This is a genomic window from Streptomyces sp. NBC_00887 (genome assembly GCF_045207585.1).
This window is the reverse complement of sequence record NZ_CP108788.1, coordinates 6,915,565-6,932,162: the sequence shown is the minus strand read 5'-3', so window position 1 is coordinate 6,932,162 and position 16,598 is coordinate 6,915,565. Positions and strand designations below refer to the sequence as shown.

The following is a 16,598-nucleotide window of genomic DNA, read 5'->3' as shown; positions in this document are numbered from 1 at the left end:
CGGTGGTTATCACTCCGAAAAGTGCACTATGGGATAACTGCCCGCAGCCGAGGAGCCTCCACAGCCATGAGCCACGAGCCACCGCAGCCCGGCGGAGACCACGGAGAGCCAGGTCGGAAGGGTCCCGCCGGCTGGCCGCCCCGCGACCCCACCACCGCGAAGACCAACCGGAAACCGCCGCCCACGGACGGCGCGCAAGGCGGCAAGGGGCGCACAAAACGCGTCAAGCGGCCCAAGCGCACCGGCTGGCGCCGCGCCGTACCCACCTGGCGCATGGTGCTCGGCAGCACCCTCCTCATCGCGCTCCTGCTCACCGGCGGATTCATCGCCGGGTACAAACTCGTCGGCATCCCCGCCGCGAACGCCACCGCGACCGCGCAGTCGAACGTCTACCTCTACGAGGACGGCACCGTCATCGCCCGCGACGGCGAGATCAACCGGGAGAACGTACGGCTCGACAAGATCCCCCGCACCGTCCAGCACGCCGTACTCGCCGCCGAGGACCGGGACTTCTACTCCGAACCCGCCATCGACGTCAAAGCCATGACCCGCGCCGGCTGGAACACCCTCACCGGCAAGGGCCGCCAGGGCGGCTCCACCATCACCCAGCAGTACGTCAAGAACTACTACCTCGGCCAGGAACAGACCGTCGTACGCAAAGCCAAGGAATTCTTCATCTCGATCAAGCTCGGCCGGGAACAGAGCAAGGACGAGATCCTCGAGGGCTACCTCAACACCAGCTACTTCGGCCGCAACTCCTACGGCATCCAGGCCGCCTCCCACGCCTACTACGGCAAGGACGCCGAGGACCTCGACACCGGCGAGGGCGCCTACCTCGCCTCCCTGCTCAACGCCCCCAGCGCCTACGACGTCGTCGCCCACCCCGAGAACCGGACCGCGGCCCTCGCCCGCTGGGACTACGTACTCGACGGCATGGTCAAGGAGGGCTGGCTGAGCCCCTCCGACCGCGCCGCCATGACCTTCCCCGTCCCCGGCAAGGCCAAGCCCGCCACCGCACTCTCCGGACAGCGCGGCTATCTCGTCCAGGCCGTCGAGGACTACCTCGACGCCAACAGGATCCTCGACGAGAACACCCTCGCCACCGGCGGCTACCGCATCACCACCACACTCGAGAAGAAGAAGCAGGACGCCCTCGTCGAAGCCGTCGAGGACAACGTCCTGGCCAAGACCAGCGACGGCCGCAAGGCCGACCGCAACGTCCGCGTCGGCGGAGCCTCCATCGACCCCGCCACCGGCCACGTCCTCGCCATGTACGGCGGCATCGACTACACCAAGCAGTACGTCAACAACGCGACCCGCCGCGACTACCAGGTCGGCTCGACCTTCAAGCCGTTCGTCCTCACCGCCGCCATGGCCAACGGATCCACCACCCAGGACGGCCGGGGCATCACACCCAACACCCGCTACGACGGCACCAACAAACGCACCGTCCAGAGCGCCCGCGGCTCCACCGGATACTCCCCCGCCAACGAGGACGACGTCGACTACGGCTCCCTCACCGTCCGCGAGGCCACCGACAAATCCGTCAACGCCGTCTACGCCCAGATGGCCCAGGACGTCGGCCCCGACGCCGTCAAGGACACCGCGGTCTCCCTCGGCATCCCCCAGAACACCCCCGACCTCACCGCCTCCCCCTCCATCGCCCTGGGCCCCGCCACCGCCAGCGTCCTCGACATGACCGAGGCCTACGCCACCCTCGCCGACCACGGCAAGCAGCGCGAACACACCCTCGTCGCCAAGATCAGCAAGAACGGCGCCGACATCGCACTCCCAACCAGGAACACCCGGCAGGCCGTCAGCCGCGAAGCCGCCGACACCACCACCTCCGTCCTGCGGAGCGTCGTCGACGGCGGCACCGGCACCGCCGCCCAAGCGGCGAACCGCCCCGCCGCAGGCAAGACGGGCACCGCCGAGGAGGACAAGGCCGCCTGGTTCGCCGGCTACACCCCCGACCTCGCGACCGTCATCGCCGTGATGGGCCAGGACCCCGACACCGGCGTGCAGAAACCCCTGTACGGAGCACTCGGCCTCGCCCGCATCAACGGCGGCGGCGCACCCGCGCAGACCTGGGCCGCCTACACCGCCGCCGCACTCGAGGACGACGAGGTGCAGCAGTTCGAGCTCGAAGCCGAGGAAGGTCCGGAGGAAGCCGACCCGGACGAGGAAGGAAACGAGGAGAGGAACGAGGAGGGCAACGAGGAATCGGACGAACCCGGCGAGAACCGGAGCGAAACCGGCTCCCCCGAGTCCGACACCCCCTCCGGCGTCAGCACGGAGAACTCCCGGGCCCCGCAAGCCCCCAGGACCGCCACCCCTGCCGACGCCCCCTCACGCACCTCAGCCGCCAGAACACCCGACACCCCCGACGGCGACCACCACGACCCCGGCAACCCGGAGGACGACGGCTTCATCGAAGGAGCCCGCGGCCCCGGCCTGCCCCGCCGCTGACACTCAGTGGCCGGAGGTCGCCTTCAGACCCACCACGGCCACCAGCAGCAGACAGACGAAGAAGATGCGGGCGGCGGTCACCGGCTCGTGCAGCACCACCATGCCCAGCACCGCCGCACCCGCCGCACCGATCCCGACCCACACGCCGTACGCCGTACCGATCGGCAGCGTCTTCGCCGCATGCGACAACAGCACCATGCTGGCCACGATCCCGAGGCCCGTGAACACACTCGGCCACAGCCGTGTGAACCCCTCGGTGTACTTCATCCCGATGGACCAGCCCACTTCCAGCAGACCGGCAACAATCAACAGAACCCACGCCACGACGGCACCTCCGACACCGGACACGCGAACAACACGGGTGCGTCGTCTTTACGGAAACCCGGTACGGCGCGTCTCGTCGGGGTCGGCCCAGCCTAACAAAATACAGCCAAAAGGCCTGGTGACAACGGTCACCAGGCCTCCACACCCCACCTGCCGGACTACAGATACAAGCCGGTCGAATCCTCGGAACCCTCGAACCGGTCCGCCGCCACCGCATGCAGGTCCCGCTCCCGCATCAGCACGTACGCCACACCCCGCACCTCGACCTCGGCACGGTCCTCGGGGTCGTACAGCACCCGGTCCCCCGGCTCCACCGTCCGCACGTTCTGGCCGACCGCGACCACCGCGGCCCACGCCAGACGCCGGCCCACAGCCGCAGTCGCCGGAATCAGGATGCCGCCGCCAGAACGCCGCTCACCCTCGGGCGAATCGGACCGGACCAGCACACGGTCGTGCAGCATCCGGATGGGCAGCTTGTCGTCGGTGTCGTTGCTCACGCCCCGAAACCTACCTGCCCCGAACCGCTCCGCACGCCTCCGGGGCCACCCGGAATCCGCCCTCAGCGCTTCCGGCCGCGCACCGAGACCGTCAGCAACGCCACCGCGCCGACCACCAGCAGCGCCGCCGGAATGACCCGCTCCAACCGCGGCGAACCCTCCTCCGACACGAACTGCGCCCTCACATCCGACACCGACCGGTTCACCGCGACGAACGCCCGCCCGGCGGTCCGGTCCACCGTCGACGCCACCTTGGCCTTCGCGTCACCGATGATCGTCTTCGGGTGCACGCGCACCCCGATCTCGTCCAGCACCACCGCAAGCTGCTCACGCCTGCTGATGATGTCCGCCTCGATCTGCGCAGGGGTCCTCATATCCGACACTGCGCCGCCTCCGTGGTCGTCGTCCGGTACACCTTCATCGACAGTCTGTCAGCTCCACCGCTCCTACACCCGGCGGCACCCCCTATTACGCTCGGTCCCACACACCCCGCGTGCCACTCGAGGAGAAACATGAGCGAGCGACTCCAGACCGGCGACACCGCCCCCGCCTTCACCCTTCCGGACGCCGACGGCAACGAGGTCTCGCTCGCGGACCACAAGGGCCGCAAGGTCATCGTCTACTTCTACCCCGCCGCGCTTACCCCCGGCTGCACCAAGCAGGCCTGCGACTTCACCGACAACCTGGAACTCCTCACCGGGGCCGGATACGACGTCATCGGCGTGTCGCCCGACAAGCCGGAGAAGCTCGCCAAGTTCCGCGAGAAGGAGAACCTCAAGGTCACCCTCGTCGGAGACCCCTCCAAGGAGACCCTGGAGGCGTACGGCGCCTACGGCGAGAAGAAGCTCTACGGCAAAGTGGTGACGGGCGTCATCAGGTCGACGATCGTCGTCGACGAGGAGGGCAAGGTGGAGCGCGCCCTCTACAACGTCAAGGCGACCGGCCACGTAGCGAAGATCATCAAGGATCTCGGGATCTGACCGGGTTCCGCCCCCCTCCACCTGGCCGAAAACATGTGAGCGACGTCGCAATCGGCCATGGATTCGGTTTGCAACCGCCATGACCGCGCAGAAGCCCTTCCTGGAACACCCTTCAAGGAAAGGAACCGGCCATGGCGGCCCCCGACCCCCACCAGGCGGCCGACCCTGACGCGGTCAAACGCCATCCCGCGCTCTTCCGTGCGATCAGGAAGCGCAAGAACCCCCGGCTCCGTCGGACCGACATCACCGTCACCGACGACCAGGCGGTCAAGCGCGCGGTGAAGGCGGCTTCTCTCGGTAACGCCATGGAGTGGTTCGACTTCGGTATCTACTCCTACCTCGCCGTCACCATCGGGCACGTCTTCTTCCCTTCCGGGAACGACACGACCCAGCTTCTCTCCTCCTTCGCGACCTTCGCCGTTGCCTTCCTCGTCAGGCCGCTCGGCGGAATGTTCTTCGGACCCATGGGCGACAAGATCGGCCGGAAGAAGGTCCTCGCCCTCACCATGATCCTCATGGCGATCGGCACCTTCGCGATCGGTGTCATCCCCTCCCACGACACGATCGGACTCTGGGCCCCCGCCCTGCTGATCCTCTTCCGGATGCTCCAGGGCTTCTCCACCGGCGGCGAGTACGGCGGCGCCTCCACCTTCATCGCCGAGTACGCCCCCGACAAGCGCCGCGGCTTCTTCGGCAGCTTCCTCGAATTCGGCACGCTCGCCGGATACGTCGGCGCCGCCGGTCTGGTCACCGCCCTGTACGCCCTCCTGGACACCGCACAGATGGAGTCCTGGGGCTGGCGCATCCCGTTCCTCGTCGCCGGACCCCTCGGCCTCGTCGGCCTCTACCTGCGACTGCGCCTGGACGAGACCCCCGCGTTCCAGAAGCTGGAGGGCGGCACCGCCCACGCCACGGACGCCGCCGACCACGTCGAGTCCACCGCCAAGGGCGACCTCGCCAAGATCTTCCGCCAGTACTGGCCGACGCTGATCCTCTGCATCGCCCTGGTCGGCGCGTACAACATCACCGACTACATGCTGCTGTCGTACATGCCGACGTACCTCTCCGACGAACTCGGCTACAGCGAGACCCACGGCCTGCTCATCCTGCTCGCCGTCATGATCTTCCTGATGCTGGTCATCAGCCGGTTCGGCAAGCTCTCCGACCGCTTCGGCCGCAAACCGCTCCTGATGGCCGGCATGCTCGGCTTCCTCTTCCTGTCCCTGCCGTCCTTCCTCCTGATCCGCCAGGGCAGCATCCCGGCGATCACCATCGGCATGCTGATGATGGGCCTCTCCCTGGTCTGCATGCTGGGCACGATGTCCGCCGCACTCCCGGCCCTGTTCCCGACCAACGTGCGCTACGGCTCCCTGTCGGTCGGCTACAACATCTCGGCCTCGCTCTTCGGCGGCACGACCCCGCTGGTGATCACGGCCCTGATCAGCTGGACCGGCTCGAACCTGATGCCCGCTTACTACGCGATGGCGGCGGCGCTGGTGGGCGTGATCGCGGTGGCCTGCATGAAGGAAACCGCCAACCAGCCGCTGGCCGGCTCCCCGCCTTCCGTGGAGACGGCGGAGGAGGCGGCGGAACTGGTCCACGCGCAGAGCCCGGACCCGAAGTTCTGACGCACGCTCCTCACGGAAGGGCCCGTACCGCACGAAGTGGTACGGGCCCTTCCGCATCTCATCGCATTACGGACGTGACCATCCGATTAACGGTTCGTTGCTCCGTACGAGGCCGCGAACGCGCGGCCGGATGCGGAGGGGACATGACCGTTCGGTACACCCGCGAGCTACTTGAAGAAGCGGCGCGCGAGACGAACAACTGCAACGACGCCGTTCGGTGGTGCGGGGGAACACCGACTCCAGGGAGCAGGCGCTACTTGCGCGCCAAGATGTCCGAATCGGGAATCGACATCTCGCACTTCGCCGATACCAGGGTGCGCCACACAGAAGAGAAGTTGCGCAAACTGGTCGCCTGCTCCCAGAGCGTGGCGGAAGTCGTTCGCCGACTGGACATCAACCCGGTAGGGGGTAATCAAGCCCACATCGGTCGCCGTATCGCCGCCCTCCGGATCGACACATCGCACTTTGCGCGCGCACCCCGCCGCCGCCCCAAGGGTGCCTTGGGCAATCCGCTGACCCTCGGCTCTCCGTCGGACGGCAGAGTTCCGGGCGACCGGCTGCACCGGGAGCTTCTCCGGACGGGCATCGCAGAGTTCTGCGCCCTGTGCGGCATCGGCACAGAGTGGAACGGCAGGCCGCTGCGGCTCGAGGTTGACCACATGAACGGCGAATGGTGGGACAACCGACCCGACAATTTGCGCCTGCTCTGCCCGAACTGCCATGCCGCTACGGATACCTACCGCGGGCGCAATCGACGGAGGCGCGCATGAGCGACCAGAACAAGTACCCGCGCGACTTGCTGGCCCGGACCGCGGCCACCTCGACCAGCCTCGTCGACCTGCTCAGGCGATTGGGTGCACCGTTGGGCAGTAGACCTCTCCGCTACGTGCGCGGTCGACTGAAGCTCTACGGCATCGACACCACACACTTCGTCGACGAGGCTCTCCCGGAACGACAGAGGCGGTCATACACGCGGGAAATCCTCGAGGAAGCCGCCACCCACGCGCACAGCATCCGGGAAATGCTGGAGTACTTGAACGTACCGCCCGATGACGGGCCCTACGGCCACATCAGGAAGAGGCTCGACCGCCTTGGGATCGACACCTCACACTTCACCAACGGCCGCAGGTACGGGCCACCCCTGACCTCCCGACGCGAACTTGCCTCTGCTATCGAGAAGTCCAAAAGCATGGCCGGAGTATTGAAACTTCTCGGCCATACGAACAACGGCGCGGCTCGCGCCCGCCTGAAACGAAGTCTCGCCGAATACGGCCTCTCAACCGCCCACTTCACTGGGCAGGGACATACCAGGGGCTCCAGCTCTCCTCACCGCAAGGCTGCACCCGAGATCCTTCAGCGCCGGGAGTCCGGCGCCGCACGGACCCGAACCACACTCCTGCGCCGTGCACTCGATGAGATCGGACGCCCGCGCGTGTGTTCCGCGTGTGGCATCGGGGACACCTGGCAGGGCAAGCGTCTGGTACTGGAGATCGATCACATCAACGGTGACCATCTGGACAATTGCCGGGAGAACCTGCGCTACTTGTGTCCGTCATGCCACAGCCAGACCGCAACCTTCTCAAAGCGGCGAAGGAGTACCCAGTACAGTATTGAAACGCGGGCCCGTACCCCAGCAGGCTAGAGGGCGCCGGCTTAGAACCGGTGTGTCGTGGGTTCAAATCCCACCGGGCCCACAGGCTAAATGAGGCCTCCACCTTCACATCGAAGGTGGAGGCCTCATTTCTTTCAGCCCATCAACTCCCGCACCACCGGCACCAGCGCCCGGAACGCCTTGCCCCGGTGGCTGATCGCGTTCTTCTCCGCGGGTGAGAGCTCCGCGCAGGTCCGGGTCTCGCCGTCGGGCTGGAGGATCGGGTCGTAGCCGAAGCCGTTCGCGCCCGAGGGGGCGTGGCGCAGGGTGCCCGTCAGGCGGCCCTCGACCACGCGTTCCGTGCCGTCGGGGAGCGCCAGGGCCGCCGCGCAGGCGAAGTAGGCGGTGCGGTGGGGGGCGTCGATGTCGCCGAGCTGGGCCAGGAGCAGGTCCAGGTTGGCGCGGTCGTCGCCGTGGGTCCCTGACCAGCGGGCCGAGAAGATGCCGGGGGCGCCGCCGAGTACGTCGACGCAGAGGCCGGAGTCGTCGGCGACGGCCGGGTGGCCGGTGGCGCGGGCCAGGGCGTGGGCCTTGAGGAGGGCGTTCTCGGCGAAGGTGACGCCGGTTTCCTTGACGTCGGGGATCTCGGGGTACGCGTCCGCGCCGACGAGGTCGTGGGTGAGACCCGCGTCGGCGAGGATCGCGTGGAGTTCGGTGATTTTCCCGGCGTTGCGGGTGGCGAGGATCAGGCGCGTCATGCGTCGATTATCGCCGCACGGTCACGGGGAGCAGACCTTGCCGATCTCGCCGGCGGCGTCGGTGACCGGGGTGATGTCGGGGGTGGCGTCGCCCTTCTCGATGGAGCCGCGGACATTGGTGACGCCTGCCTGGAGGTCGTCGACCGCCTTGCTGAGGTCGGCGTTGTCCGTGGTGTCGCCGAGGTTCTTGAGCTCCTTGTCGATCTCGTCCAGGGCCTCGGAGGCCTGCGTCGGGTCGTTGGAGGCGTTGGAGATGGCCTGCTGGAGGTTGTCGACGCTGGTGGCGATGGCGTCGGCGGTGCGGACGCAGTCCAGGGCCTTGTCGACGGCTCCGCAGCCGACGGCTGCGGTGAGGGTGAGCAGGGTGGCCGTGACGGCGAGTGCGGTGCGGTGGTGGCGGCGCGAGGCCATGGAGCGGTCCCTCCCCGGGGGTTGATACGTGGACGGACGCACGGTTCGACCCGTGCGCCCGTATCCGTGACGACGCTCTGTGGTGCGTATGTGGTTGCTTCTTTACTCGCCGAGGGTACGCGCGAGTGCCGCTTCCTGGATCTTCGTCAGGTCGGCGCAGCCGCCCGTGGCGAGGTCGAGGAGGGCGTTGAGTTCGGCGCGGTCGAAGGGCTCGGCCTCGGCGGTGCCCTGGACCTCGACGAAGCGGCCGTCGCCGGTGCAGACGACGTTCATGTCGGTCTCGGCGCGGACGTCCTCCTCGTAGCAGAGGTCGAGGAGGGGGGTGCCGTCGACGATGCCGACGCTGATCGCCGCGACGGTGCCGGTGAGCGGCTTGCGGCCGTGCTTGATGATCTTCTTGCCCTGGGCCCAGGTGACGGCGTCGGCGAGGGCGACGTAGGCGCCGGTGATGGCGGCGGTGCGGGTGCCGCCGTCGGCCTGGAGGACGTCGCAGTCCAGGACGATCGTGTTCTCGCCGAGGGCCTTGTAGTCGATGACCGCGCGCAGGGAGCGGCCGATGAGTCGGCTGATCTCGTGGGTGCGGCCGCCGATCTTGCCGCGTACGGATTCGCGGTCGCCGCGGGTGTTGGTGGAGCGGGGCAGCATGGAGTACTCGGCGGTGACCCAGCCTTCGCCGCTGCCCTTGCGCCAGCGCGGGACGCCTTCGGTGACGGAGGCGGTGCAGAAGACTTTGGTGTCGCCGAAGGAGATGAGTACGGAGCCTTCGGCGTGCTTGCTCCATCCGCGTTCGATGGTGACGGGGCGGAGCTGTTCGGGGGTGCGGCCGTCGATGCGAGACATGGCGCCGAGCCTATCGGCCGGCGGGGGGTGGCTCCGTCCGGGTGCACCGCAGGCCCCGCTCCGGGGCCGTTGAGGGCCGGGGTGGCGGGGCCTGCGGGGTGCGGCGCGGACCTGGGTGGGCCGGCCGGGGCCGGCCGGGGGGTCAGCCGGTCACATCATGTCTTCGATGTCGGCGGCGATGGGGTCGGCGTCGGTGCCGATGACGACCTGGATCGCGGTGCCCATCTTGACGACGCCGTGGGCGCCGGCGGCCTTCAGTGCGGCTTCGTCGACCTTGCTGGGGTCGTGGACTTCGGTGCGAAGGCGGGTGATGCAGCCTTCGATCTCGTCGATGTTCTCGATACCGCCGAGGCCGGCGACGATCTTCTCAGCCTTGCTGGCCATGTCCTTCTCCCTGGTCTGTGCGTGTGGGGGCGGCCCACCGTGGGTCCGTTTCGTCACGGTAACGCACGGTTGGCCCAACTTCACGGGCGGGTAACCGCACTGTCCCCAATGATGACGATCACCGGCGCCCTGCCTTTCGGGCGGGCTCCGCACCGTATCGCAACTGGTCTACACCAGTCTGCAACGACCGCCAAACCTGGCGTGTTCCAGGAGGATGCCGATGAGCTCCAGCAGCGCAGCAGGCGCGGCAGTGCCGCAGAAGAAGTGGTGGAACAGCGCCTTCCAAGGGCTGCAGAAGATGGGTCGCAGCCTCCAGCTGCCGATCGCCGTACTTCCCGCGGCGGGCATTCTCAACAGGCTCGGCCAGCCGGACGTCTTCGGCGACGACGGCCTCGGCTGGACGAACATCGCCAAGGTCTTCGCGGCGGCGGGCGGTGCCCTGCTCGACTCCGGGCTCGGCCTGCCGCTGCTCTTCTGCGTCGGTGTCGCGATCGGTATGGCGAAGAAGGCGGACGGTTCGACCGCGCTCGCGGCCGTCACGGGGTTCCTCGTCTACTACGCGGTCCTGCACGCGTTCCCGGTCGACTGCGCGGAGGGTTCGGACTTCGCCGGGGCAGGCACGTGGGGCGGTGTCTGTGTCGCCGACGACACCACCGTGACCGCGGCCGCCTACCAGAACCCCGGGGTGTTCGGCGGCATCGTGCTGGGGCTGTTGTCGGCCTGGTTCTGGCAGCGGTACCACCGGGTCAAGCTGGTCGACTGGCTGGGCTTCTTCAACGGCCGCCGGCTCGTCCCGATCATCATGGCGTTCGTCGGCCTGCTCTTCGCGAGCCTGTGCGCCTGGCTGTGGCAGCCGGTCGGTGACGGCCTGACCAGCTTCTCCGAGTGGCTGGTGGACCTGGACTGGCTGGGCTCCGGCATCTTCGGTGTCGCCAACCGCGCCCTGCTCGTCTTCGGTCTGCACCAGTTCCTGAACACGTTCGTCTGGTTCCAGTTCGGCGACTACACCAAGCCCGACGGCACGGTCGTGCACGGTGACATCAACCGGTTCCTGGCGGGTGACCCGACGGCCGGCCAGTTCACCACGGGCTTCTTCCCGATCATGATGTTCGCGCTTCCGGCGGCGGCGCTGGCGATCACGCACTGCGCGAAGCCGCACCGACGCAAGGCGGTCGGCGGACTGATGGTCTCGGTCGGCCTGACGTCGTTCGTCACCGGCATCACGGAACCGATCGAGTACTCGTTCCTCTTCGTCGCACCCCTGCTGTACGTGATCCACGCGTTCCTCACCGGCGTCTCGATGTCGCTGACCTGGGCGCTGGGGACGAAGGACGGCTTCAGCTTCTCGGCGGGTCTGATCGACTACGTCATCAACTGGAGCCTGGCGACCAAACCATGGCTGATCATTCCGATCGGGCTGGCCTTCGCGGTCGTCTACTACGCGATCTTCCGGTTCGCGATCACGAAGTTCAACCTCCAGACACCTGGGCGGGAGCCCGACGAGCTGGAGGAAGAGATCGAGAAGGATCTCACCAAGTAGTCTCCGCCGGGTTTCGGACCCGGCTCGATTCGGCCCTCGGACCTGGTGGTCCGGGGGCCTTTTCACGTCACCCAGGGTGGTGGCCGAACTACTGCACAAATTGAAGGTTCCTTATCTAACCCTCACCGTGCTAAAACTGGTCTACACCACTGAGTGGTCCAGACCACGCGGCTGTTCTCTCCGCCGCGTTCCTCAAGTCGTCGCCTCCCCGGTAACCCGTCCCCGGCGACGCCTGCCTTACCGGAGGAAGTTCATGAGTACGGACACCGCTGCCCCGGCGGCTCCCGCGAAGAAGCGGGGTGCCGGCGTGTTCCAGGGCCTGCAGAAGATCGGGCGCAGCCTCCAGCTGCCGATCGCCGTCCTGCCTGCGGCGGGCATCCTGCTCCGCCTCGGCCAGCCCGATGTCTTCGGGGCGGAGGGCCTCGGCTGGGGCAAGGTCGCCACGGTCTTCGCGACCGCCGGTGACGCGGTCTTCGCCAACCTGCCGCTGCTGTTCTGCGTCGGTATAGCCATCGGCTTCGCCAAGAAGGCCGACGGTTCCACCGCACTCGCCGCCCTTGTCGGCTTCCTGGTCTACAAGAACGTGCTGACCGCGTTCCCGACCTCCGACGCCGTCGTGAACACCACGGCCAACAAGGGTGTCGACGTCGCTGCGACGTACAACGACCCCAAGGTCTTCGGCGGCATCATCATGGGCCTCCTGGCCGCCGTCATCTGGCAGCGCTACCACCGCACCAAGCTGGTGGACTGGCTCGGCTTCTTCAACGGCCGCCGTCTCGTCCCGATCATCATGGCCTTCGTGGGCACCGTCATGGGTGTTCTCTTCGGTCTGCTCTGGGAGCCGATCGGTGACCTCATCACCAACTTCGGTGAGTGGATGACGGGCCTGGGCGCCGTCGGCGCCGGCATCTTCGGTGTCGTCAACCGTGGACTGCTGCCGGTCGGTATGCACCAGTTCGTGAACACGGTGGCCTGGCAGGAGATCGGTTCCTTCAAGGACTCCGCCGGTGGCGTCTGGCACGGCGACCTGCCGCGCTTCTTCCACGGTGACCCCACGGCCGGTCAGTTCATGTCCGGCTTCTTCCCGATCATGATGTTCGCGCTGCCCGCCGCCGCCCTGGCGATCACACACACGGCCCGGCCCGAACGCCGCAAGGCCGTGGGCGGCATGATGATGTCCCTGGCGCTGACCTCGTTCGTCACCGGCATCACGGAGCCGATCGAGTTCGCGTTCATGTTCATCGCGCCGCTGCTGTACGTCATCCACGCGGTGCTGACCGCCGTGTCGATGGCCGTCACGTGGGGCCTGGGCGTGCACCACGGCTTCAGCTTCTCCGCCGGTGCGATCGACTACTTCCTGAACTGGAACCTGGCGACGAAGCCGTGGATGATCATCCCCATCGGTCTGGTCTTCGCGGTGATCTACTACGCGGTCTTCCGCTTCGCCATCACGAAGTTCAACCTCACCACCCCGGGCCGTGAGCCCGAGGAAGAGGTCGAGGACCTCACCAAGGCGTAAGCCCTGGCAGGCGCACGATGAAGCCCCCACCTCCCGCGCCGGGAGGTGGGGGCTTCATCGTGCGTGGGGCCGGGGGGCTCAGACCTCGTACACCGCCCCCGGAACGGCCAGCTCGACCGGGCCGTCGTACACCTCGCGGGCATCGGCGAGGTTGCGTTCCGCGTCCGTCCACGGCGGGATGTGGGTGAGGACGAGCCGTCCCACCCCGGCGCCTGCCGCGTACTCGCCGGCTTCGCGCCCGTTGAGGTGGAGGTCGGGGATGTCTTCCTTGCCGTGGACGAACGATGCTTCGCAGAGGAACAGGTCCGCGCCCTCGGCGAGTTCGGCCAAGGCGTCGCAGGTGCCCGTGTCCCCGGAGTACGCGAGCGCGCGGCCGTCGTGCTCGACGCGGATGCCGAAGGTGTCGACGGGGTGGCAGAGCCTCTCCGTGCGGACGGAGAAGGGGCCGATCTCGAACGATCCGGACTTGAGCGTGTGGAAGTCGAAGACTTCGCCCATCGCGTGGTCGGACGGAGTGTCGGCGTGCGCGGTGGTCAGGCGCTGCTCGGTTCCCTCGGGGCCGTACACGGGGATGGAGGCGGGCCGTCCCCCGTCGTTCGGGTAGTAGCGGACGACGAAGTACGCGCACATGTCGATGCAGTGATCGGCATGGAGATGGCTGAGGAAGATGGCGTCGAGGTCGTAGAGACCGACATGGCGCTGCAGCTCGCCGAGGGCGCCGTTGCCCATGTCGAGGAGCAGCCGGAAGCCGTCGGCCTCTACGAGGTAGCTCGAGCATGCCGAACCCGCGGACGGGAACGAGCCGGAGCAGCCGACGACGGTGAGCTTCATGGAGCGTGAACCTCCGAGACGTGGGAACGGGGAGGGTTCGTGCGGTCCGTCGAGCGTAAGGCGCGAAACCGCTGGTCGCTCCTCCGCAGCCTGCCGTTGTGGGGGAACTCACCTGTGCTGTCACCGGTTCGATGGAAGCCCGCGTGTCTCCGGGCGCCGGTACGGTCGGGATATGAACACGTGGTGGTGGGTGGCGCTGGCCGCCGTTGTCCTGCTCGCTCTCGTCGCGACGGTCACCGATGCGCGGGGGCGGGGTGGCCGCGGACCGCGTCGTCCGGGTGGGCGGACCCGGCCGCCGGGGCGGGCGCCGGAGCGGGAGCGGCGGCCCCGGCCGGGTGCGGTGCCGCGGCCCGGGGAGATCTGGTGGGCGGAGGTGCCGTACGAGGACGGGCCCGGGTCGAAGGACCGGCCGTGTCTGGTGCTCTCGGTACGGGGTGGCACGGCGGTCGTCGCCAAGATCACCAGTAAGCATCACGAGGAGCGGCCGGGGGTGATCGCGTTGCCTCCGGGGGCGGTGGGCGATGCGCGGGGGCGGCGGAGCTTCCTGGAGACGGACGAGCTGCGGGATGTGGCCGTGTCGGGGTTCCGCCGGAAGGCGGGCGAGGTGGACCCGGGGGTGTGGGGGCGGGTGCGCGGGCTGGGGTGAGGCCGGGTGCGGGGTCCGCCCCCGGAATGCCTGAGCGCCGGAAACCGGCTGGGGATTCCAGCCCGTTTCCGGCGCTCAGGCGATACCGGCCGGGCGGTTACGCCCAGAGCTGGCCGTGCAGGGTTTCGATGGCGGCCTCCGTCGTGGGGGCCGTGTAGACGCCTGTCGACAGGTACTTCCAGCCGCCGTCCGCGACGACGAACGCGATGTCGGCCTGCTCCCCCGCCTTGACGGCCTTGTTGCCGACGCCGATCGCCGCGTGGAGGGCGGCGCCGGTGGAGACGCCCGCGAAGATGCCCTCCTGCTGGAGGAGTTCGCGGGTGCGGGTGACGGCGTCGGCGGAGCCGACGGAGAAGCGGGTGGTGAGGACGGACGCGTCGTAGAGCTCGGGGACGAAGCCCTCGTCGAGGTTGCGCAGGCCGTACACGAGGTCGTCGTAGCGCGGCTCGGCGGCGACGATCTTGACGTCCGGCTTGTGTTCCCGCAGGTAGCGGCCGACTCCCATGAGCGTGCCGGTGGTGCCGAGGCCTGCCACGAAGTGCGTGATGGACGGGAGGTCGGTGAGGATCTCCGGGCCGGTGGTGGCGTAGTGGGCGCCCGCGTTGTCCGGGTTGCCGTACTGGTAGAGCATCACCCAGTCGGGGTGTTCGGCCGCGAGCTCCTTGGCGACGCGGACGGCCGTGTTGGAGCCGCCCGCCGCCGGGGAGGAGATGATCTCGGCGCCCCACATGGCGAGGAGGTCGCGCCGCTCCTGCGAGGTGTTCTCCGGCATGACGCAGACGATGCGGTAGCCCTTGAGCTTGGCCGCCATGGCGAGCGAGATGCCGGTGTTGCCGCTGGTCGGCTCCAGGATGGTGCAGCCGGGCGTCAGGCGGCCGTCCTTCTCCGCCTGCTCGACCATGTGGAGCGCGGGGCGGTCCTTGATCGAGCCGGTCGGGTTCCGGTCCTCCAGCTTGGCCCAGATGCGGACGTCCTCGGACGGGGACAGCCGCGGCAGGCGGACCAGGGGCGTGTTGCCCACGGCCGCCAGCGGGGAGTCGTACCTCATCAGCGCATGCCGCCGGCGACGGCCGGGAGGATGGTGACGTTGTCGCCGTCGGTGAGCTTGGTGGAGATGCCGTCGAGGAAGCGGACGTCCTCGTCGTTGAGGTAGACGTTCACGAAGCGGCGGAGCTGGCCGCCGTCGACGATGCGCTCACGGATGCCGTTGTGGCGGCTCTCCAGGTCGGCGAAGAGGTCGGCGAGGGTCTCCCCGCTGCCTTCGACCGCCTTGGCGCCGTCGGTGTAGGTGCGGAGGATGGTCGGGATGCGGACCTCGATGGCCATGGCGTGGGCTCCTGTCGAAAGCGGGGAGTGGCGTGGGGCGCGCGTTTGTGCCCCCGCGCTGGGGGTGGTGCGTCTGTGGTGGCGCTCGGAGCCGCGGCTCAGGCCGTCGGGCGGCTCACGGGCAGGCCGCAGCGGGACAGATCGCGCTGCACAGCCTGCACAGGTCGACGTGCAGCCGCGCGACGAGCAGCATGCCCGGCGTCTTGTCGCTCACGTCATGGGGAACCATGCGGTCATCGTATCGATTCCCCACCGGGAATCCGGAGTGTGATCCCACATCATGGATGGTGAGCGTCCGTCATGTGGACAACAGGCTGGGGCGGTGCTCCTGGCACCGCCCCAGGGGGAGCTCAGGAGGCGGGGGCGTACGCCTCGACGACCTCGACGTCCTCCTCCGCGATCTCGCCTTCCACGATGCGGTACGAGCGGAACTGGAAAGGGCCCGACTCGTCGGTGTCCGCGGTGGAGACCAGGACGTAGTGGGCGCCCGGTTCGTTGGCGTACGTGACGTCGGTACGGGAGGGGTAGGCCTCGGTCGCCGTGTGCGAGTGGTAGATGATCACCGGCTCCTCGTCCCGGTCGTCCATCTCGCGGTAGAGCTTCAGCAGGTCCGTCGAGTCGAATTCGTAGAACGTGGGCGAGCGTGCGGCGTTGAGCATGGGGATGAAGCGTTCCGCGCGGCCCGTTCCGGCCGGTCCCGCGACCACGCCGCACGCCTCGTCGGGGTGGTCGGCGCGGGAGTGCGCGACGATCTGGTCGTAGAGCGCCTGGGTAAGGGTCAGCATGGCGCCAGGATAAGCAGACGGGCCCCTGCGTACCGAGGAGCGGTACGCAGGGGCCCGGATGCTGGACGG

Annotated in this window: 20 protein-coding genes, 1 tRNA gene and 1 riboswitch; of the genes, 9 read left to right on the top strand and 12 right to left on the bottom strand. The window is 68.2% G+C overall.

Features of this window, described 5'->3' with window-relative positions; genetic code table 11:
- Positions 1–66: 66 nt before the first annotated feature.
- Positions 67–2,469 carry a transglycosylase domain-containing protein gene (locus OG844_RS31630; RefSeq protein ID WP_406394869.1) on the top strand — a complete coding sequence of 801 codons (2,403 nt, stop codon included), beginning with the start codon at positions 67–69 and terminating at the stop codon, positions 2,467–2,469.
- 3 nt (positions 2,470–2,472) lie between these two features.
- Here OG844_RS31630 and OG844_RS31625 read toward each other — a convergent pair whose 3' ends face one another.
- From OG844_RS31625 to OG844_RS31615, 3 genes are all read right to left on the bottom strand, one after another.
- On the bottom strand, positions 2,473–2,793 hold the full coding sequence (locus OG844_RS31625; protein WP_329210587.1) for a multidrug efflux SMR transporter: 321 nt from the start codon (positions 2,791–2,793) through the stop codon (positions 2,473–2,475).
- A gap of 36 nt (positions 2,794–2,829) precedes the next feature.
- Positions 2,830–2,891, bottom strand: a riboswitch (guanidine-III (ykkC-III) riboswitch).
- 60 nt (positions 2,892–2,951) lie between these two features.
- A complete protein-coding gene (locus tag OG844_RS31620) occupies positions 2,952–3,290 on the bottom strand; it encodes a co-chaperone GroES (protein ID WP_329210585.1) in 339 nt (112 codons plus the stop codon).
- A 62-nt stretch (positions 3,291–3,352) separates the two neighbouring features.
- Positions 3,353–3,673, bottom strand: coding sequence for a DUF3618 domain-containing protein (locus OG844_RS31615; protein ID WP_406394867.1), 321 nt, complete (start codon positions 3,671–3,673; stop codon positions 3,353–3,355).
- A gap of 129 nt (positions 3,674–3,802) precedes the next feature.
- Here OG844_RS31615 and bcp point away from each other — a divergent pair, with 129 nt between their 5' ends.
- The 5 genes from bcp (at position 3,803) to OG844_RS31590 (ending at position 7,592) form a co-directional block, all read left to right on the top strand.
- A complete protein-coding gene (gene bcp / locus OG844_RS31610) occupies positions 3,803–4,270 on the top strand; it encodes a thioredoxin-dependent thiol peroxidase (protein WP_384607628.1) in 468 nt (155 codons plus the stop codon).
- A 131-nt stretch (positions 4,271–4,401) separates the two neighbouring features.
- Positions 4,402–5,898 carry a glycine betaine/L-proline transporter ProP gene (proP, locus tag OG844_RS31605; RefSeq protein WP_406394866.1) on the top strand — a complete coding sequence of 499 codons (1,497 nt, stop codon included), beginning with the start codon at positions 4,402–4,404 and terminating at the stop codon, positions 5,896–5,898.
- A 143-nt stretch (positions 5,899–6,041) separates the two neighbouring features.
- Entirely contained in the window at positions 6,042–6,668 is a 627-nt protein-coding gene (locus OG844_RS31600; RefSeq protein ID WP_406394864.1) for an HNH endonuclease, read from the top strand.
- The gene (locus tag OG844_RS31595) at positions 6,665–7,540 is read left to right on the top strand and encodes an HNH endonuclease (protein WP_406394863.1); all 876 of its coding nucleotides are present in this window, start codon (positions 6,665–6,667) and stop codon (positions 7,538–7,540) included. The genes OG844_RS31600 and OG844_RS31595 overlap by 4 nt, the downstream gene beginning before the upstream one ends.
- A tRNA-Leu gene (locus tag OG844_RS31590) sits at positions 7,518–7,592 on the top strand. The genes OG844_RS31595 and OG844_RS31590 overlap by 23 nt, the downstream gene beginning before the upstream one ends.
- A 52-nt stretch (positions 7,593–7,644) precedes the next feature.
- Here OG844_RS31590 and rdgB read toward each other — a convergent pair.
- The 4 genes from rdgB to OG844_RS31570 all read right to left on the bottom strand — a co-directional run bounded on the left by rdgB (position 7,645) and on the right by OG844_RS31570 (position 9,882).
- Positions 7,645–8,247: an RdgB/HAM1 family non-canonical purine NTP pyrophosphatase gene (gene rdgB, locus OG844_RS31585; RefSeq protein ID WP_406394862.1), complete on the bottom strand. Its 603-nt coding sequence runs from the start codon at positions 8,245–8,247 to the stop codon at positions 7,645–7,647.
- 21 nt (positions 8,248–8,268) lie between these two features.
- Positions 8,269–8,658, bottom strand: coding sequence for a hypothetical protein (locus OG844_RS31580; RefSeq protein WP_406394860.1), 390 nt, complete (start codon positions 8,656–8,658; stop codon positions 8,269–8,271).
- Positions 8,659–8,760: 102 nt separating this feature from the next.
- A complete protein-coding gene (rph, locus tag OG844_RS31575) occupies positions 8,761–9,498 on the bottom strand; it encodes a ribonuclease PH (RefSeq protein WP_329210571.1) in 738 nt (245 codons plus the stop codon).
- A 150-nt stretch (positions 9,499–9,648) separates the two neighbouring features.
- Positions 9,649–9,882, bottom strand: a complete 234-nt coding sequence (locus OG844_RS31570; protein ID WP_014156020.1) for a glucose PTS transporter subunit EIIB — start codon at positions 9,880–9,882, stop codon at positions 9,649–9,651.
- Positions 9,883–10,102: 220 nt separating this feature from the next.
- Here OG844_RS31570 and OG844_RS31565 point away from each other — a divergent pair, with 220 nt between their 5' ends.
- Together OG844_RS31565 and OG844_RS31560 are read left to right on the top strand one after the other, a co-directional pair.
- Positions 10,103–11,422, top strand: coding sequence for a PTS transporter subunit EIIC (locus tag OG844_RS31565; protein ID WP_406394858.1), 1,320 nt, complete (start codon positions 10,103–10,105; stop codon positions 11,420–11,422).
- A gap of 253 nt (positions 11,423–11,675) precedes the next feature.
- A complete protein-coding gene (locus OG844_RS31560) occupies positions 11,676–12,941 on the top strand; it encodes a PTS transporter subunit EIIC (protein WP_329210565.1) in 1,266 nt (421 codons plus the stop codon).
- A gap of 78 nt (positions 12,942–13,019) precedes the next feature.
- Here the strand turns inward: OG844_RS31560 and OG844_RS31555 are convergent, their stop codons facing one another.
- Positions 13,020–13,772 carry an MBL fold metallo-hydrolase gene (locus OG844_RS31555; RefSeq protein ID WP_406394856.1) on the bottom strand — a complete coding sequence of 251 codons (753 nt, stop codon included), beginning with the start codon at positions 13,770–13,772 and terminating at the stop codon, positions 13,020–13,022.
- A gap of 172 nt (positions 13,773–13,944) precedes the next feature.
- Between OG844_RS31555 and OG844_RS31550 the strand changes: the two genes are divergently transcribed.
- Positions 13,945–14,418, top strand: a complete 474-nt coding sequence (locus OG844_RS31550) for a type II toxin-antitoxin system PemK/MazF family toxin (protein WP_406394854.1) — start codon at positions 13,945–13,947, stop codon at positions 14,416–14,418.
- A gap of 97 nt (positions 14,419–14,515) precedes the next feature.
- Here the strand turns inward: OG844_RS31550 and OG844_RS31545 are convergent, their stop codons facing one another.
- From OG844_RS31545 to OG844_RS31530, 4 genes are all read right to left on the bottom strand, one after another.
- A complete protein-coding gene (locus tag OG844_RS31545; RefSeq protein WP_385624366.1) occupies positions 14,516–15,466 on the bottom strand; it encodes a PLP-dependent cysteine synthase family protein in 951 nt (316 codons plus the stop codon).
- The gene (locus OG844_RS31540) at positions 15,466–15,744 is read right to left on the bottom strand and encodes a MoaD/ThiS family protein (RefSeq protein WP_356427355.1); all 279 of its coding nucleotides are present in this window, start codon (positions 15,742–15,744) and stop codon (positions 15,466–15,468) included. Before OG844_RS31540 ends, OG844_RS31545 begins: the two co-directional genes overlap by 1 nt.
- Before the next feature lie 115 nt (positions 15,745–15,859).
- Positions 15,860–15,973: a putative leader peptide gene (locus OG844_RS31535; RefSeq protein WP_351175194.1), complete on the bottom strand. Its 114-nt coding sequence runs from the start codon at positions 15,971–15,973 to the stop codon at positions 15,860–15,862.
- Between the two features lie 121 nt (positions 15,974–16,094).
- Positions 16,095–16,529: a Mov34/MPN/PAD-1 family protein gene (locus OG844_RS31530; protein WP_406394853.1), complete on the bottom strand. Its 435-nt coding sequence runs from the start codon at positions 16,527–16,529 to the stop codon at positions 16,095–16,097.
- Positions 16,530–16,598 lie beyond the last annotated feature (69 nt).

Excerpts from the sequence above, each read along its gene's own strand:
- OG844_RS31600 (WP_406394864.1), top strand. The coding sequence starts at position 6,042 with ATGACCGTTCGGTACACCCGCGAGCTACTTGAAGAAGCGGCGCGCGAG.
- OG844_RS31550 (WP_406394854.1), top strand. The coding sequence starts at position 13,945 with ATGAACACGTGGTGGTGGGTGGCGCTGGCCGCCGTTGTCCTGCTCGCT.
- OG844_RS31535 (WP_351175194.1), bottom strand. The coding sequence starts at position 15,973 with ATGGTTCCCCATGACGTGAGCGACAAGACGCCGGGCATGCTGCTCGTC.
- OG844_RS31580 (WP_406394860.1), bottom strand. The coding sequence starts at position 8,658 with ATGGCCTCGCGCCGCCACCACCGCACCGCACTCGCCGTCACGGCCACC.
- OG844_RS31595 (WP_406394863.1), top strand. The coding sequence starts at position 6,665 with ATGAGCGACCAGAACAAGTACCCGCGCGACTTGCTGGCCCGGACCGCG.
- OG844_RS31530 (WP_406394853.1), bottom strand. The coding sequence starts at position 16,529 with ATGCTGACCCTTACCCAGGCGCTCTACGACCAGATCGTCGCGCACTCC.
- OG844_RS31565 (WP_406394858.1), top strand. The coding sequence starts at position 10,103 with ATGAGCTCCAGCAGCGCAGCAGGCGCGGCAGTGCCGCAGAAGAAGTGG.
- OG844_RS31555 (WP_406394856.1), bottom strand. The coding sequence starts at position 13,772 with ATGAAGCTCACCGTCGTCGGCTGCTCCGGCTCGTTCCCGTCCGCGGGT.
- rph (WP_329210571.1), bottom strand. The coding sequence starts at position 9,498 with ATGTCTCGCATCGACGGCCGCACCCCCGAACAGCTCCGCCCCGTCACC.
- OG844_RS31630 (WP_406394869.1), top strand. The coding sequence starts at position 67 with ATGAGCCACGAGCCACCGCAGCCCGGCGGAGACCACGGAGAGCCAGGT.
- bcp (WP_384607628.1), top strand. The coding sequence starts at position 3,803 with ATGAGCGAGCGACTCCAGACCGGCGACACCGCCCCCGCCTTCACCCTT.
- OG844_RS31570 (WP_014156020.1), bottom strand. The coding sequence starts at position 9,882 with ATGGCCAGCAAGGCTGAGAAGATCGTCGCCGGCCTCGGCGGTATCGAG.
- OG844_RS31545 (WP_385624366.1), bottom strand. The coding sequence starts at position 15,466 with ATGAGGTACGACTCCCCGCTGGCGGCCGTGGGCAACACGCCCCTGGTC.
- OG844_RS31540 (WP_356427355.1), bottom strand. The coding sequence starts at position 15,744 with ATGGCCATCGAGGTCCGCATCCCGACCATCCTCCGCACCTACACCGAC.
- proP (WP_406394866.1), top strand. The coding sequence starts at position 4,402 with ATGGCGGCCCCCGACCCCCACCAGGCGGCCGACCCTGACGCGGTCAAA.
- OG844_RS31560 (WP_329210565.1), top strand. The coding sequence starts at position 11,676 with ATGAGTACGGACACCGCTGCCCCGGCGGCTCCCGCGAAGAAGCGGGGT.
- rdgB (WP_406394862.1), bottom strand. The coding sequence starts at position 8,247 with ATGACGCGCCTGATCCTCGCCACCCGCAACGCCGGGAAAATCACCGAA.